This is a genomic window from bacterium (assembly GCA_026129405.1).
Taxonomy (GTDB): Bacteria; Desulfobacterota; Binatia; order DP-6; family DP-6; genus JAHCID01.
Genome location: JAHCID010000003.1, coordinates 334,235 through 350,097, shown reverse-complemented (window position 1 = coordinate 350,097; position 15,863 = coordinate 334,235). Strand labels below are relative to the sequence as shown.

Below are 15,863 nucleotides of genomic sequence, written 5' to 3'. Positions count from 1 at the left end.
GCTCAGGGCACGCAGCGCAGCCGCAAGGTGTCGGTGTCCGAGCGGCCGGCGGCGTCGCGCGTGCGCAGCTGCACCCTCGCCCAGCGCTTGTCGGCGGGCAGGTGCAGCAGCATGCGGTGGCTGCACACCTCGCCGGGCCCTGCCGGGACGTAGCCACCGAGATGGTCCAGCAGCTCGGCGCGCAGCGCGGCGAGCGCCCCGCCGTCGCGGCTCGTGGGCCGGCGGACCTCGAGGCTGGTGATCTGCGCCGCCGCGCAGCCGAGCCGCGCATCGGCACCGCCGACGCAGGCCCAGGTGGCGAAGGCGCACGAGCCCGGGGCGGGGTCGAGGTCGCACGCCGGATCGCCGTCGCGGCACGTCTGCTTCGACGACGGCAGTCCCGTACGGTCCGTGGCCGGCGCGGCGAGCGCGACGGCCGTCTCGAGGTGGCAGTCGGTCGCCTTGGAGCCGCCGCCCGGGATGCGCAGCGCCGGCACGACGAACGTACACGCGGCGGTGCAGCCGCTCGCCGGCGTGCCGTTCGCGGCGCCGTCGTCGCACTCCTCGCCGCAGGCGACCACGGCGTCGCCGCAGCTCTCCGTGCGGCAGGCGGGCGAGCAGCCGTCGCACGCGGCGGTGTTGCCGTCGTCGCACTGCTCACCGAGCTCGATCGTGCCGTTGCCGCAGACGGCGCGGTTCGGCTCGCACACCAGGTCGATGGCGTTGCGCCGCATGCGGCCGCCGGCGCTCGACTGCGCCGCGACCTCGAGCGACACCGTCGCGGCCGCGCCCGGCGCATGCGGGACCGGCAGCAGAACCGGCGCCGTGCAGCGGTCGCGGCCGAGCACCGGCGCGCCGGGAACGACGACGTTGCTGCCGCCCTTCACCGTGACGCCCAGCGCGGCGAGCGCCTGCACGAGCGCGGCGGCCCGCGCGACGTCGGCCGCCGCCGTCACCTTGAGCGGGTTCGGCGTCTTCAGGGTCACGTTCGTGACCCCGGCCGGCTGGCACGCGGGCAGACGCGGGTCGTCCGCCGCGAGGCACGCCGCCACCTGGAAGAGACAGGTGCCGTCGCTGGCGCCGTCGGCGTCGCAGGCGGGATCGCCGTCGATGCAGCGCTGCGCGGGCGACGGGAACCCGTCCTCGATCGGCGCCGCCGGGTTGCGCACCGCCCACTCGAGGAGGCACGCGTTGCGCGAGCGGCCCCCCGGGATCCACTGCACGCCGCCCGCGGACGGGATGACGCGGCAGCTTGCGTCGCAGGCGCTCCCGGGCAGGCCGGTTTGCGGGCCGTCGTCGCACTCCTCGTCGCACTCGACGCGGCCGTTGCCGCAGGCCTCGAGGCGGCAGCTCGCGCTGCAGCCGTCGCAGGCGAGCGTGTTGCCGTCGTCGCACTGCTCGGCGCCCGCCGGCACCCCGTCGCCGCAGACGGCGCCGCTCGGCGGGCACGGGGGCAGGTCCGGGGCGAGCACCGCCACCGTCGCCGGGTTGACGATCCCCGTGACCACCGGTGCGAGCGCCGGGTCACGGTACGCGAGCACGTTACGGCCGCCCGTCGCCGACAGCCGTCCCGCGATGGTGGCCAGGCCGCTCGCACGTATCTCCGTCTGCGCGCCGAGGCCGTTCGAGCGCAGCTCGCCCGCGGCGCCGATGCCGATCGTGCAGCCGGCGACCTCGATGGCGCCGCCGAAGCCGCCGTCGGGCGCGCTGGCGCGCACCACGGCGCCCACGTTGACCGTCGGCGCCCCGATGGTCACGAGACCGCCGGAGCCGAAGCTGGTCGCGCCGTCGACGGAGACGAGGCCCGTGAGCGACGCCGTGCCGAGCGCGTCGACGGCGAAGAATCCACCGCCGCAGCCGCCGGCGGAGAGGTCGACGCGACCGAGGGTGACGTCGCGCCCGGCGCGGATGTCCACCTCACCGCCGCACGACTCGGCTCCGCTCGCACCGGCAAGAACCGTCGCCGTCACCAGCGCGCTCGCCCCCGCGTCGACCACGAACGAGCCGCCGGAGCCGTCCGGGCTCGCGCCCGTCACCGTGACCGCCGCGGACACGGTCACGCCCTGCCCGGCGACGAGGGTCACGTCCGCACCGAGCCCACCGCCCTCGCTGCTGCTGCCGGCGGCGCGACCGCTGATCGCCCCCAGGATCTGGAGCGAGCCGGCCACCGCGGTCGCATCGAGCACGCCGCCGTCGCCGTAGGCACCACCGCCGTTCAGGTCGAGCGCCGCCGTGACCGCGACGTCGCTGCCGCCCTCGAGCGTGATCGCGCCGCCGCCGAACTCCCCCCCGGAGACGTCGACCCGGGCGCCCAGGGCGAGGCGTCCGGCCGCCGAGATCTCGACCGTACCGCCGCCGCTGGTGGCGCCGCTGCGCACGACGATGCTGCCCCCGCCGGCCAGCACGTCGCCGCTGCCGTCGATGGTGACGTAGCCCGGCAAGCCGTCGGGTCCGGGCGCGCTGGCGGCGACGTCGCCGTCGAGGCGCACGGTTCCCCCGGCGACGATCGAGAGGTCGCCGGCGACGAGGGTCCCGGAGAGGTCGATCCGCGCGCGCACGCTGCCGAGCGCCTGCAGCTCGACGTCGCCCGCCGCCTCGATGGTGAGCGCGGCGCCGTCCGCGCCGGCCTGGATACGCGCGCCCGGACGCAGGCGGACGCTGCCCGCGCGCAGCACGGCCGTCCCCGCCGGCAGCGTCACGCGGGCCGACGCCGCCACCTCCAGCGTGCGCGCGCCGACGTCCACGACGGAGCCCGCGGTGAACGTCCGGGTGCCTTCGATCACGCAGGGATCCGCCGCCGGGGCGCAGAGGTCGCCGGCCACGGTGGCGTGCGCCATCGGACCCGGGACGAGACACGCGAGCAGGAAGAGACGCGCCAGGCGCCGTGCGGCCGCCCGAGGCGTCGCGCCGGCGCCGGAGGTGGACATGGGCGCTCCGCTAGCACAGCGGCGTGCGGCCGGCGACGAGAAATTTCCGTTTCCATCTGCGACCATCGGGCGGGCGCTTGACGTCATGGCCGGGGCGCTCGTAGGGAGCGCCATGTCGGATGCCCGCCCCGTCGCGCCCGATCTCTTCGTCGCCGCGTCCGACGGCGCCCGGCTGCTCGCGGGACGCTGTCGCTCCTGCGCCCGCCATCACTTCCCCGCCAGCCCGGTGTGCCCGTACTGCGGGGCCGACGGCGCGGCGGCCGAGCCGGTCGGCCCGACGGGCCGCCTCTGGCTCTGGACGGTGGTGACGACCCGTCCGCCCGGCTATCGCGGCACGCTGCCGTACGGGTTCGGGGTGGTCGAGCTCGATCGGATCGGGCTCCGCGTCGTCACCCGGCTCACCGAGACGCGGCTCGGGCACCTGCATGCCGGGCAGCCGATGCGGCTGGTCGTCGAGACCCTCTGTGCGGACGACGACGGCACGCCCGTCGAAGCGTGGGCGTTTGCGCCCGAGGGGGAGGCGTGAGGCCGGTCTACGTCACCGGCGTCGGGCTGCACGCCTTCGGCCGCTTCCCCGACGCCAGCCTCACCGCGCTCGGCATGGTGGCGGTGCAGCGCGCGCTCGCCGAGGCGGCGATCGGGCGCGGCGGCTTCCAGGCCGCGTTCTGCGGCTCGGTCTACGGCGGCGTGGCGACGGGGCACAAGGTCCTGACGGCGCTCGGGCTGTCCGGCGTCCCGACGGTGAACGTCGAGGCCGGCTGCGCCAGCGGCGGCGCCGCGCTCGCGCTCGCGAGCGCGCAGATCGCCAGCGGCGCCTGCGACACGGCGCTCGTCTTCGGACTCGAGAAGATGCCCCGCGGCATGATCCGCTCCAGCTTCTTCGAGCCCTGGCGCGAGGAGGCCGGTCTCGCGGCGACGCCGGCGTACTTCGCGCTGCGCGCCCAGCGTCTCATGCGCGAGAGCGACGTGCGCGCCGAGGACCTCGCCGCGGTCTCGGTGCAGAACCATCTCCACGGCGTGCACAACCCGTACGCCATGTACCGCAAGCCGATCGGCGCCGAGGCGGTGCTGGCGTCGGCGCTCGTGTGCGATCCGCTGCGCCTGCTCATGCTGTGCGCGCCGAACGAAGGCGCCGCCGCGGTCGTGCTCTCGTCGCGGCCGGGCGACGCGCCGCCGGTGCGCGTCCTCGCGGCGGTCCTGCGCTCGCATCTGCCCGGCTCGGTCCTCGGCGAGCACACCCCGCTCGCCGGGCTCGCCGACGACGCCAGCCCGACCCCGAGCGAGATGGCCGCATGCGTCGCCTACGAGGCGGCGGGCGTCGGTCCCGCGGACCTCCACGTCGTCGAGCTCCAGGACACCGACGCCGCCCGTCACATCCTGTCCGCCGAGGAGCTCGGTCTCTGCCCACGCGGCGGCGGCGGCGCCTGGGTGCGCGGCGGCGGCGGCAGCATGGGCTCCCGGCTGCCGGTGAATCCCAGCGGCGGCCTGCTGTCGAAGGGCGAGCCGCTCGGCGCCTCCGCGCTCGGGCAGATCGTCGAGCTGGCGTGGCAGCTCCGCGGCGCGGCGGGCGCGCGCCAGGTCGCGGACGCCCGGGTCGGCCTGGCGCACACGGTCGGCCGCGGCGCGAACGCCTGCGTCGTCGTGCTGCGTGCGGGCTGACGCGCTCAGCAGCGCGCGGTGCCGGCGCGGGCGAAGTAGCGGCGCGGGTTGTCGACCAGCAGTGCCTGGATGCGTGCCTCCGGCACGCCCGCGTCGCGCAGGCGCGGGACGATGGTGTCGAGCACGTAGGTCGGCCGCCACTGGGTCAGCAGCTCCGCCGGCAGCGTCGGCGCACGCCCACGCCAGCACCAGACCGTATCGTGCGACAGCACGAGCTGGCGCTCGAAGCCCACGCCCAGGAGCCCGATCAGCACCGCGAGCCGCTCGCGATCCGGATGCAGCAGCTCGAGGCCGAAGCGGTCGAAGCCGAGGTACGCGCCGCGGTCGAGCATGCGCAGATGGTACGAGACGTCGCTCGCGCCGCACGAGTGTCCGACGACCACCGCCGACGGATCGACGCCCTCCTCCTCGAGGATGGCGAGCTGCTCGGGGCCCATCGTGCCTTCGTCCGTATGGGTCGTGATGGGCGCCCCCGTGGCGCCGTGGGCGCGTGCCGCCGCGCGCAGCACCGCTTCCTCGTAGGGCGTGATCCGGTGCGCCCCGGTGGCCACCTTGATGATGCCGGCGCGCAGCCCGGTGTCGCCCACGCCTTCCGTCAGCTCGCGCACGAACAGCGCCGTCATCTCGCCCACCGCGTCGCCGAACTGGCGGCGGAACTTGAAGTACGGCGCGGCGCCCTGGTCCTCCTTGTAGAGGCCCGTCGCGAAGACGATGCGCACGCGACTCTGCTGCGCGACCTCGGCGGTGAACTCGACGTCGCGGCCGAGATCGATGGGACAGGGATCGACGAGGGTGCCCACGCCGAGCGCCGCCAACTCGGCGAGGCGCTCGACGCAGCGACGCTGGAACTCGCGGCGCTGTCCCCGATCGGCGAGCGCCTCGGCCTCCCAACCCGGCCAGCCGACCATCAGATGCTCGTGCATCAGGGTGACGCCGAGCTCGGCGGGCGCGCAGGGCCCGGTGACGGTGTGCACGACGTCCATGGCGCCAGCAGAGCCGCGCGCCGCGCGCGCCGTCAACACCCGCGCAGCACCGCTGCTTGACCGTCTCCCCTACCCGCTCCTACGCTGCCCGTGCGATGCGCTGGCGAGGTTGGGCGGCGGGGACGGCGGTGCTCGTCGGGCTCGCGCTCCTCGCCATGCGCGGCGCGGGGACCTTCCTCGTGGTCGCCGATCCGCTGCCGGCGCGCGCCGACGTGATCGTGGTGCTCGCCGGCTCGGTTCCGGACCGGGCGCTCGAGGCCGCGCGCCTCTGGAAGGCCGGCGTGGCGCCGCGCATCGTGACCACGCGCACGCGCCTGCACCCCGCGGAGGACACCCTGCGCGCACTGGGCGTGCATCTCGAGGAGGAGCACGAGCGCCTCGGCCGTGCGCTCGCCGGGCTCGGCGTCCCGGCCGACGCGCTCACCGTCCTGCCGACGCGCGCCGACAGTACGGTGAGCGAGGCGAGCGTGATCGCACGATGGGCCTGCGGGCACGACCTGCGCACGCTCGTCGTGGTGACCTCGCCGGCGCACACGCGCCGGGCGCGGCTCATCCTGCGGCGCCTCCTGCCGGCGGAGACCGAGATCGCCGTCGTGGCCACCCCCGACGATCCCTTCCCGGCCGCAGCCTGGTGGCGCGATCGGCGCGCCGCGAAGTACGTGCTGCGCGAGTGGGAGAAGCTCGCGCACTACTGGCTGCGCGAGCGCGGGCGGCTCGCGCCCTGCGCCGGCGTCACGCCGGGGAGCTAGGCCTTGTCGACGGCGGCGCGCACGAGGCCGGCGAGCTCGCCCTTGGCGTGCATCTCACGCACGATGTCGCAGCCGCCGATGAACTTGCCGCCCACGAACACCTGCGGGATCGTCGGCCATTGCGTGAACTGCTTCACTCCCTCGCGCTTGTCCTGCTCGGCGAGGATGTCGATGGCCTTGAAGGGCACACCGAGGTCGTTCAGCACCTCGACCGTCGCGGCCGAGAAGCCGCACATCGGGAAGCGGGGCGTCCCCTTCATGTAGATGACCACCGGGTTCTCGGTGATCTCGCGCTCGATCTCCTTGATCACGTCGCTCATGCGGCACCCTCTCCGGCCGGCTCCGTGCGCAGCGCCAGCGCGTGGATGCGCGACATGAGATCCCCGAGCGCGCCGTAGATCATGCGGTGCTGCTCGAGGAGGCTCTTGCCCGCGAACGCGGCCGCGATCACGTGGACCTCGAAATGATCGCCGGCGCCCGTCGAGTCCGCCACCGTGACGCGCGCGCCGGGCAACGCCGCCGCGATGCGCGTGTGGACTTCGTCGGGGTCGACCATGGGCCCTGGCTACACGCCGGGCCCGCGTGGAGCAAGCCGCGCCGGGGGGGACGGCGCGGCAGCTCCGGGGTGGGCGGGCTGGGAGTCGGGTCAGGACTTGGGGGCGCAGGTCATCGACGGCGAGCCGCCGCTCGACCAGGTGCAGCTTCGCGTGGCGCGGGGGTGGTCGGTGGTGAGCGTGAATCCGTTCGCGTCGCCGGCACAGTCGGTGATGACGACGCCGTCGGAGGTTTCGAAGCCGGGCAGATCGTTGCAGTCGCTCGAGTACGTGAAGTGATCGGTGAAGTAGGCTTCCTGGCCCGCGGCCGCGCGGCGCAGATCGGACTGGACGCGCGCGTCGTATGCCTTGCCCTGGCGGCCGGCGAAGCTCGGCAGCGCGATCGCGACCAGTATCCCCACGATCGACACGACCACCAGCAGCTCGACCAGCGTGAAACCGCCGCTGTCTTGCTTGCGTGCCATGGTGCTCCGCGGCTGCAAGCGAGGTGCCAGCCGGCCATCCACGCGCGGCCGGGGCTTTCCGCCCGGAGCGTCGATGCGGTGGCGCTTCGGGCGACGCGGCCGTGACGTAACCCGCCGACTCGCCATGCGCTTCGCGATGGCCAGATCGGCCGACATCGGCTAGGGTCCGCGCCCGCATGCGTCCTCTCGTCCGGGCGTCGTCGCGGCGTCCCCTGCCGCGCCGCGCGTCGCTCCCGCTCCTGCTCGCGCTGCTGGTCTCGGCGGCCGGTGTCCTGCCGGCGGAGGCACGCCGCTGCGGCGACGACGTCGACGGTCGCGGCACGGCGATACGCTGTGCGTGCGGCGACGTCGTCGTCAGCGACGTGCGTCTGCGTGCCGACGATCCCGTCGCCGTTGGCACGTGTGCCACCGACGGCCTCGTCATCGATGCGTCCGCCCCGGTCACGGTGACGCTCGATGGCGTCGTGCTGCGCGGGGCCGGACGCGGCACCGGCCTGCGCGTGCTCGGCGGCGGCGTGGTGCTCGCAGGGCCCGGCGGGGTCGAGCGCTTCGACGTGGGCGTGTCGGCAGGCCCGGGCGCCCTCGCGCGTGCCGTCGCCGTGGCCGCGCGCGACAACCGGCGCGACGGCTTCCTCGTCCGCGGCGACGACACGGAGCTGATCGACTGCGTCGCCGAGGACAACGGCCGCGACGGTGTCGCGCGGAGCGGACGGCCGCCGCGTCTCGAGGGCGGGCGGGTCGCCGACAATGGACGCGACGGGCGCCGCCGCACCCGCCGTGCGGACCGGGAGGCCCGATGACCCGCGCCCTCGCCGTGCTCGCCCTGCTCTCCGTCGCCCTGATCGCCACGGCGGAGGCCGCCTGTCCCATCACCCAGGCCTGCAACGCGACCGCCCTTCTCGCCAACGCCCAGTGCTGCAGCGCCCAGCAATGCGTCCTCGATGCGCTCATCACGACGACGGGGCCGTCGTGCGAGATGGACTTCGGGACGCGCCACGTCGTCATCAGCGGCGGCCTGCGCATTGGCCCGCGGACCCTCGTCCTGCGCGCCGGCAGCGTCGGCGTCGGCGCGGCGGTCGACGGCAAGGGGACCGGCACGGCGGCCGGCGGTCGTCTCACCATCCACACCACGCAGCAGACCACCCTCTCCTTCCTGATGGACCAGAACAACGCCCGCATCGACCTCTCGGGGCCGGGCGGCGGCGGCGCCTTCACCCTGTTCGCCGACGGCGCGGTCGATCTCACCAAGGGCCGCATCGTCGCCGAGGGCACGGGTGCCGGCTCGAGCGGCGGCGAGATCATCGTCGACGCCAACCGCGGCGACGTCAACGTGCGCATCGAGCTCCAGGCCAACGGGGTCGGCAGCGGCGGCCTGGTGCGCGTCGAGGCGCGCGACGGCGGCGTCGGCCTGCGCGGCAGCGCCGGCAAGCTCGCCGCGCGTGCGGGCATCATCGACGTCGGCGCGCGTGGCCTCGTGCGCTTCGAGCAGCCGACGACGATCGACGGAGCGATGGGCGGCTCCATCGACGTCACCGGTGGGACCCTCTTCGGCGAAGGCGAGATCGTCGCCACCGGTGGCGGGTCCGTCGACCTCCTCACCACCGCGGGCGAGCTGCGCCTCCAGCGCAACGGCGCCGCCATCACGGTCGACGGCGAAGGGCTGGTCTCCCTGGCGGCCGAGACGCCCGGCCCGGAAGGCACGATCGTCCTCGCCGCCCCGACCCAGGCGCAGGCGAGCGAGGTGACGCTGTCCGCGACCGGGCGCGTCCAGGTGCAGAAGCGCATCAACGCGAACGGGACGAGCAAGGACGACACCACCGGAGGCGTGATCGCCATCACGAGCGCGCTCCACGACGTCGAGATCGCCGGCGAGCTGCTCGCCAGCGATTCGGCCGTGGCGGGAGAGATCACGCTGGAGGCGGGCCGCGACGTCGTCGTCACCGAGAACGTCGTCGCCGCCGGCCTCGCGAACGCCGACGGCGGCAACGACGGCGGCAGCATCAGCATCACGGCGCTGAACGCGGTGCGCCTGGTGCCGACGTCGGGACGCCGCCTCGACGTCTCCGGCACCGGCGTCGGCGGCGGCGGCGACATCGACATCGCCGCCGGCGGCGAGCTGCGCACGGGCGCGAGCATGACGCTGCTGGCCTCCGGCGGGCGCAACGGCGGGGCGGGCAACGTCACCCTGCGGGCCGGCGTCGACGACCAGCCCGGCGACCTCCTCGTCCAGGGGCCGGTCACGGTCACGGGCGCGACCGCGGCACCGCCGAGCCGCATCAGCCTCGAGGGCTGCGGCGTGACCATCGACCCGGGCGGCCGGGTCGACGGCAGCGGCAACGCCCAGGGGCGCACCGAAATCGTCGCCCGCCGGCTGGTGCGCGTGTGGGGCCGGCTGACGAGCAGCGGAACGCAGACCGCGGTGCGTCCGATGGCGGGAGATCAGACCGGGCTCCGCATCGAGCCCGGCGGCGTCGTCACGCCCGCCCTCGGGGCCTGCGCCTGTCCGGGCGGCGGCACGAGCGCCGCGTGCTGTGAGCGGGTCGCCTGTGCGCAGGGCAACGCCCCGGCCGGCTGCCTCGTGCCGTGCCCGACCTGCGGCGACGGGCTGACCGAGTGGCCGGAGACCTGCGATGCAGGCACCGGCCCGCGCTGCGGCCAGGACGCCTGGTGCTCGCCGCAGTGCCGCCGCCAGTCGTGCGTCGACGGGTTCCCCTGCACCGACGACACCTGCGACGAGACCTCGGGCTGCGTCTTCCCGTTGAAGCAGGCGGGCAACACCTGCGACACCGGCAGCGCGTGCGTCACCGGCAAGTGCGACACGAACGGGCTCTGCCAGGGCTCGACGCTCTCCTGCAACGACGCCAACGCCTGCACCGTCGACACCTGCGACGCGCAGCTCGGCTGCAAGCACACGCCGCTCTCGTGCGACGACGGTAACCCCTGCACCGCCGACGCCTGCAACCCGGCCACGGGCTGCGTCCACACCAACACCACCGCCGTCTGCGACGACGGCGACGTCTGCACCACCGGCGACCGCTGCGGCGGCGGCGTCTGTCGCCCGGGAACGCCCCTCGCGTGCGCTCCCGGCGAGCTCTGCACGCCGGGCAGCGGCTGCGGCCCGGCGCCCGAGTGCGAGGACGACCTCGACTGCCGCGACCAGAATGCCTGCAACGGCCTCGAGACGTGCAGCGGCGGCGTCTGCGTGCCCGGAGCGCCGATCGTGTGCAGCGACGGGGATCCGTGCAACGGCATCGAGGTGTGCGACCCGACCTCGGGCGCGTGTCTGCCGGGCACGCCCTGCAACGACGGCGACGCCTGCAACGGCGAGGAGACCTGCACCGCCGGCGGCTGCGAGGCGGGCACGCCGCCGGTGTGCCAGGACGCGGACCCGTGCACGGAGATCAGCTGCAACCCGAGCGTCCCGGGCGGCTGTGTCGGCGTGCTCGTGCCGGGCTGCTGCAGTGCGACCCGGCCGTGCGCTGCGGGCGCCTGCGAGCTCGCGACCTGCGTCGACGGGAGCTGCGTGGTGACGCCGGATCCGTCCTGCTGCACGACCGCGTCGGACTGCGACGACGCCGACCCCTGCACCGCCGACCTCTGCGACGGCGACGGGCGCTGTGCGCACACGCCGCTCGTCGGCCAGATCGGCGGCTGCGGCGACCTCTGCGAGCCCGCGACCTGCGTCGCCGGCGCCTGCACGCCGGCGGCGCCGCTCGACTGCGACGACGCCGACCCCTGCACCGACGATTTCTGCGACCCCGAAACGGGCTGCCAGCATCAGGCGCGCGCCGGCTGCTGCAGCGGCCTCGCGAACCAGTGCGACGACGCCAACGCCTGCACCACCGACACCTGCGACCTCGATCTGAACGAGTGCCGGCACGCACCCGAGCCCACCTGCACCGCGTGCGCGAGCGACGTCGACTGCGACCCGCTCGGGCGCTGCGGCGGCGTGGCGTGCGAGGGCGGCGTCTGCGTCGACGTCGCCCCGCTCGCCTGCGACGACGGCAACGCCTGCACCATCGACGCCTGCCCGAGCGCCGCGGGCTGCACGCACACGCCGCGCGCCTGCGACGACGGCCGCGCCTGCAACGGGGCCGAGCTGTGCGACCCGACGAGCGGCTGCGTCGCGGGGACCATGCCCAACTGCGACGACGGCGACCTCTGCACCGACGACGCGTGCGACGACGTCGTCGGCTGCACGCACGAGGAGCGCACGGGCTTCGCCGCCGTGCACTGCAAGCTCGACGGCTTCGCCGCGGCGCTCGCGGCGGCACCGGCCGAGGCGGCGGCGCCGAAGGTCCGGCGCAAGCTCGGCGCCCTGGTCACGAAGGTGCGCGCGGCGCTGCGCGCGGCCGAGGGCACGACCAAGGCGGGCAAGCGCAAGAAGCAGCTGGCGAAGGCGACGAAGCGCGTGGGCGCGCTCGGCCGCAACGTCACGCGGGCGCAGGGACGCCGCCTCGATCCGGCGCTCGCCACCGCACTCGCGCGGTACGCCGACGGCGCCTCGGGAGCCGTCCGCGCCGTGCGCTGACTGCGACTCATCGGCGTGCGCCCGGGCGCGCGCGCCCGAGCCTTGCAATCATGCGATTCGTGGCGTAGCGCAAGGCGGCCATTTCGCCCTTGCACGATCAGGCCTTGCGCCGCTGCCACGCACGCCGCTCCAGGGCACGCCGGTTGCTCTCTGCCGCCGCACGATGACCCGCGTCCTGCTCGCTGCCCCGCTCGTCCTCGCGGCCACCATGGCGTTCGCCGCACCGGCGAACTCGCCCAACGACCTGTGTGCGCCTGCCGCGAACCCATGCACCGTGACCGGGAACTGGACGATCCCCGGCCCCGCCATCGTCACCTTCGACTTCGGCGCGCGCACGCTGGTGCTGAAGCAGGGCGCCAAGATCGACTTCGGCGGCGGCGACTTCCGCATCGTCGCCGGCAGCGTGATCATGGAGACCAACGCGGCCCTCGTCGGCTCCGGCGGCCTTCTCAGCATCGACGCGGTGAACGACATCCGCATCCAGAAGGCGGGCAGCAACGCCGCGAAGATCGACGTCAACGCGTCCTTCCCCGGCCGTGTGGCGCTCACCGCCGGGGGCCGCGTGCAGGTCGACGGGCAGATCACCGCCAAGGCCACCTCCGCCGACGAGAGCGGCGGCGACGTCGCCATCACCGCCGGCGACATCGTCATCACGGGGGACATCACCGCGACCGGCGGCGCGCAGGGCTTCAGCAGCGGCGGCGCCGTCGACCTGATCTCCGACGCCTCGGTGACGCTCAGCGGCAAGATCGACCTCACCGGCCAGGATCTCGGCGGGTCCTTCTCCGTGGTCGCGGACGACGACGTGAACCTCGGCGGTATCCTCGATCTCCAGGCGAAGGCCGTCGACGGCTCCGGCGGCACCATCGAGATCGACTCGGTGGACGGCCGCGTGGCCCTCTCCGGCGCGCTGCGGCTCGCCGGCCGCGCCGGCGGCGCGTTCGGCGGCGACGGCGGCGACCTCACCGTCACCGCCTTCACCGGCAGCGTCGAGCTGAGCGGCAGCATCGACGTCACCGGCGGCGGGCCCTCGGGCTCGGGCGGCGACGTCGACATCTCCGCCGGCGAGGACTTCATCCAGGTCGGCAGCGTCAGCATCAACGGCAGCACCGTCGGCGTCGGAACCACCGGGCCGCTCGTGCAGATCGAGGCCAGCCGCAAGGTCGTGCTCGGCAACATCGACGCCCGCGGCAGCGACGCGTTCGGCGGCGGCGAGGTCGACATCCGCGCCCAGTGCGACCTCACCCTGCCCGGCGGCCGTGTCGTCGACGCGCGCGGCAGCGGCGGGCGCATCCGTCTCGGCAGCGGCGGTCAGCTCACCGTCGCGGGCACCATGCGGGCGACCCAGCAGAACGAGCTGCGCTGGCTCACCAAGGAGCCCATCACCACCGGGGCCAGCATCGTGCCCGCGGCCACCAAGGTCATGGATATCGACCTCATCCCCTGCGGCGGCGTCGGCTGCGGCAACGAGTTCCTCGACACGGGCGAAGAGTGCGACGGCGCGCTCTCGGGCGTCTGCGGTCAGGGCGTGACCTGCTCCGAGCAGTGCCGCTGCCAGATCTGCGGCAACGGCATCCTCGACCCCGGCGAGGCGTGCGACGACATGAACACCGAGGACGGCGACGGCTGCGCCGCCGACTGCTCGCGCGCTACCAACGTCTGCGGCGACGGGATCACCGACAACCTCGAGGGCTGCGACGACTCCAACACGAGCTCGTGCGACGGCTGCTCGGCGACCTGCCAGGTCGAGACCTGCGGCAACGGCATCATCGAGTGCGCCGAGGAGTGCGACGACGGACCCGAGGGCTCGCTCACCTGCAGCACCGCCTGCGCGAAGCAGGCGCCGCCCGGCTGCGGCAACGGCAACCCCGACCCCGGCGAGCAGTGCGACGACGGCAACACGGCGAACTGCGACGGCTGCAACGCCTTCTGCGAGATCGAGGGCTGCGGCAACGGCGTCGTCGAGTGCGGCGAGGAGTGCGACGACTTCAACACGGTCTCCTGCGACGGCTGCAGCGCGAGCTGCCGCACCGAGGAGTGCGGCAACGGCACCATCGACTGCTTCGAGGAGTGCGACGACGGCGCCGCGAACGGCACGACGCCCTCGTCCTGCCTCGCGGGCGTGTGCGAGGTGGGCGAGCTGTGCACGCCCGAGTCGACCGAGGCGTGCATCCAGTGCGCCGAGCACGGCGACTGCACCCCGCTCGGCGAGTGCGGCGACGCAGCGTGCATCGCCGGCATCTGCACGCCCGCCGACCCGCCGTCGTGCGATGACGGCGACGCCTGCACGCAGGACTCGTGCAACCCGGCGGTCGGCTGCGTCAGCACGCCCATCGCCTGCGACGACGGCCAGGCCTGCAACGGCACCGAGACGTGCGATCCGGCGGTCGGCTGCGTCGCCGGCACCGCGCCGCAGTGCGACGACGGCGATCTCTGCACCGACGACGCGTGCAGCGACGCCGCCGGCTGCGAGAACGTGCCGAAGGTCGGCATCGGCAGCGTCACCTGCCGCCTCGAGACCGCGGCTGCCATCGTCGCCGGCGCGAGCGGCCAGCTCGGCAAGAAGGCCGCGAAGAAGCTGCCGAAGGGCCTCCGCGCCATCCGCACGAAGGTCGACGTGGTCGGTGCCAGCAGCGGCAAGAAGGCGGTGAAGGCGCGCAAGGCGGCCACGAAGCAGCTGAAGGCGCTCGGCAAGTACGTCGGCAAGCAGTCCGGCAAGCAGATCCCGGCCGACGTCGCGTCTGCCCTCGGCGCGGCGCTCACGGGGGCTTCGGGTGCGCTCGGCGGCCTCACGCTCTGAGCTCGGCAAAAATCGAGCGATCGCTTGATTACCGCGGCACACCTCGGTTAGACCGGCGACGACTCGGGGAGATCCCCGTGTCGATCGTCAGGAGGTGGATCGCATGGCCACGGAACGCATCATCTCGGCGGACTCGCACGTGAACCCCGAGAAGGACCTGTGGACACGCGAGGTGCCCGCTGCCTTCAAAGACCGGGCGCCGCGCGTCGAGTCGACCGACATGGGCGACTTCTGGATCGTCGACTCCCAGATCAGCGGGGCCATCGGCCTCGACTCCTCCGCCGGCCGCAAGCCGGAGGAGTTCAAGGCGTACGGTCTCGGCTACAAGGACATGCGCCCGGGCTCGTACGACCCGAAAGCCCGTCTCGCAGACATGGATATCGACGGCGTCGACGCCGAGGTCCTCTACTTCGGCGGCCCCGTCACGCAGTATCCGAAGGATGCGGCGCTGCGCCGCTGGATCGTCCAGCGCTACAACGACTGGATGGTCGACCTGTCGAAGGCCGCTCCCGATCGCCTGATCGGCCTCGCGCACGTGCCGCTGGTCGACATCGAGGAGGGCATCACCGAGCTCCGGCGCATCGCCAAGCTCGGGCTCCGCGGTTTCCACTGCGATCCGTTCCCGGACGAGCGTGGCGGCAAGCCGCTCTGGCACGAGGACTACGAGCCGTTCTGGTCCGCGATCGAGGAGACCGGCCTGCCGCTCTCCTTCCACATCGTCGGCCCGCGCAACGCGAACGTGCAGGCGACGTTCCAGAACCCGACGCCGGGCGTGAAGGAGACCTTCATCGCGATCGCGCCGATCTCGATCTGCGAGACGGTCTCGACGCTGGTCTTCACCGGCATCCTGGCGCGGCACCCGAAGCTCAAGTTCGTGCTCGTCGAGTGCGGCATCGGCTGGATCCCCTACTTCCTCGAGCGCATGGACCAGACCTTCAACAAGCACCGCTTCTGGACCAAGTCGATCCTCACCGAGAAGCCGAGCACGTACTGGTACCGCCAGGGTCACGCCACGTTCATCTCGGATCTCGCCGGCGTCGCCGAGCGGCATCGTGCCGGGCTGCAGAACATCCTCTGGTCGACCGACTACCCGCACTCGGACAGCTCCTGGCCGAAGTCGCGCGAGGCGCTGGCGGAGCACTTCAAGGACGTCCCGGCGAACGAGCGCGCCCTCATCGCCGGCGGCAACTGCGCGCGTCTCTACGGCCTCGCCTGAG

Annotated in this window: 12 protein-coding genes; 7 read left to right on the top strand and 5 right to left on the bottom strand. The window is 74.1% G+C overall.

From position 1 onward, the window contains the following. Positions 1 to 2 precede the first annotated feature (2 nt). Complete coding sequence (locus tag KIT14_14270) at positions 3 to 2,906, bottom strand: DUF4215 domain-containing protein (protein MCW5891697.1); 2,904 nt, start codon at positions 2,904 to 2,906, stop codon at positions 3 to 5. Between the two features lie 112 nt (positions 2,907 to 3,018). Between KIT14_14270 and KIT14_14265 the strand changes: the two genes are divergently transcribed. After that, positions 3,019 to 3,432: an OB-fold domain-containing protein gene (locus KIT14_14265; protein MCW5891696.1), complete on the top strand. Its 414-nt coding sequence runs from the start codon at positions 3,019 to 3,021 to the stop codon at positions 3,430 to 3,432. After that, positions 3,429 to 4,565 carry a thiolase family protein gene (locus KIT14_14260; GenBank protein MCW5891695.1) on the top strand — a complete coding sequence of 379 codons (1,137 nt, stop codon included), beginning with the start codon at positions 3,429 to 3,431 and terminating at the stop codon, positions 4,563 to 4,565. The genes KIT14_14265 and KIT14_14260 overlap by 4 nt, the downstream gene beginning before the upstream one ends. 5 nt (positions 4,566 to 4,570) lie before the next feature. Here KIT14_14260 and KIT14_14255 read toward each other — a convergent pair whose 3' ends face one another. After that, complete coding sequence (locus KIT14_14255; GenBank protein ID MCW5891694.1) at positions 4,571 to 5,548, bottom strand: phosphotriesterase-related protein; 978 nt, start codon at positions 5,546 to 5,548, stop codon at positions 4,571 to 4,573. Positions 5,549 to 5,643: 95 nt separating this feature from the next. Here KIT14_14255 and KIT14_14250 point away from each other — a divergent pair, with 95 nt between their 5' ends. Then, complete coding sequence (locus KIT14_14250) at positions 5,644 to 6,297, top strand: YdcF family protein (protein MCW5891693.1); 654 nt, start codon at positions 5,644 to 5,646, stop codon at positions 6,295 to 6,297. Here KIT14_14250 and grxD read toward each other — a convergent pair. From grxD to KIT14_14235, 3 genes are all read right to left on the bottom strand, one after another. Then, on the bottom strand, positions 6,294 to 6,617 hold the full coding sequence (gene grxD, locus KIT14_14245) for a Grx4 family monothiol glutaredoxin (protein MCW5891692.1): 324 nt from the start codon (positions 6,615 to 6,617) through the stop codon (positions 6,294 to 6,296). The two genes, KIT14_14250 and grxD, sit on opposite strands and share 4 nt — an antisense overlap. Further along, positions 6,614 to 6,853 (bottom strand): BolA family transcriptional regulator, encoded by a 240-nt coding sequence (locus tag KIT14_14240; protein MCW5891691.1) that lies wholly within the window; start codon positions 6,851 to 6,853, stop codon positions 6,614 to 6,616. The genes grxD and KIT14_14240 overlap by 4 nt, the downstream gene beginning before the upstream one ends. A 90-nt stretch (positions 6,854 to 6,943) precedes the next feature. Then, a complete protein-coding gene (locus tag KIT14_14235; protein ID MCW5891690.1) occupies positions 6,944 to 7,315 on the bottom strand; it encodes a prepilin-type N-terminal cleavage/methylation domain-containing protein in 372 nt (123 codons plus the stop codon). Positions 7,316 to 7,491: 176 nt separating this feature from the next. Between KIT14_14235 and KIT14_14230 the strand changes: the two genes are divergently transcribed. The 4 genes from KIT14_14230 to KIT14_14215 all read left to right on the top strand — a co-directional run bounded on the left by KIT14_14230 (position 7,492) and on the right by KIT14_14215 (position 15,862). Further along, a complete protein-coding gene (locus tag KIT14_14230; protein ID MCW5891689.1) occupies positions 7,492 to 8,115 on the top strand; it encodes a hypothetical protein in 624 nt (207 codons plus the stop codon). Next, positions 8,112 to 11,846, top strand: a complete 3,735-nt coding sequence (locus KIT14_14225; GenBank protein ID MCW5891688.1) for a hypothetical protein — start codon at positions 8,112 to 8,114, stop codon at positions 11,844 to 11,846. The genes KIT14_14230 and KIT14_14225 overlap by 4 nt, the downstream gene beginning before the upstream one ends. Before the next feature lie 163 nt (positions 11,847 to 12,009). Then, the gene (locus tag KIT14_14220) at positions 12,010 to 14,646 is read left to right on the top strand and encodes a DUF4215 domain-containing protein (GenBank protein MCW5891687.1); all 2,637 of its coding nucleotides are present in this window, start codon (positions 12,010 to 12,012) and stop codon (positions 14,644 to 14,646) included. 103 nt (positions 14,647 to 14,749) lie between these two features. Further along, complete coding sequence (locus KIT14_14215; GenBank protein MCW5891686.1) at positions 14,750 to 15,862, top strand: amidohydrolase; 1,113 nt, start codon at positions 14,750 to 14,752, stop codon at positions 15,860 to 15,862. The last annotated feature ends 1 nt before the right edge of the window (position 15,863 follow it).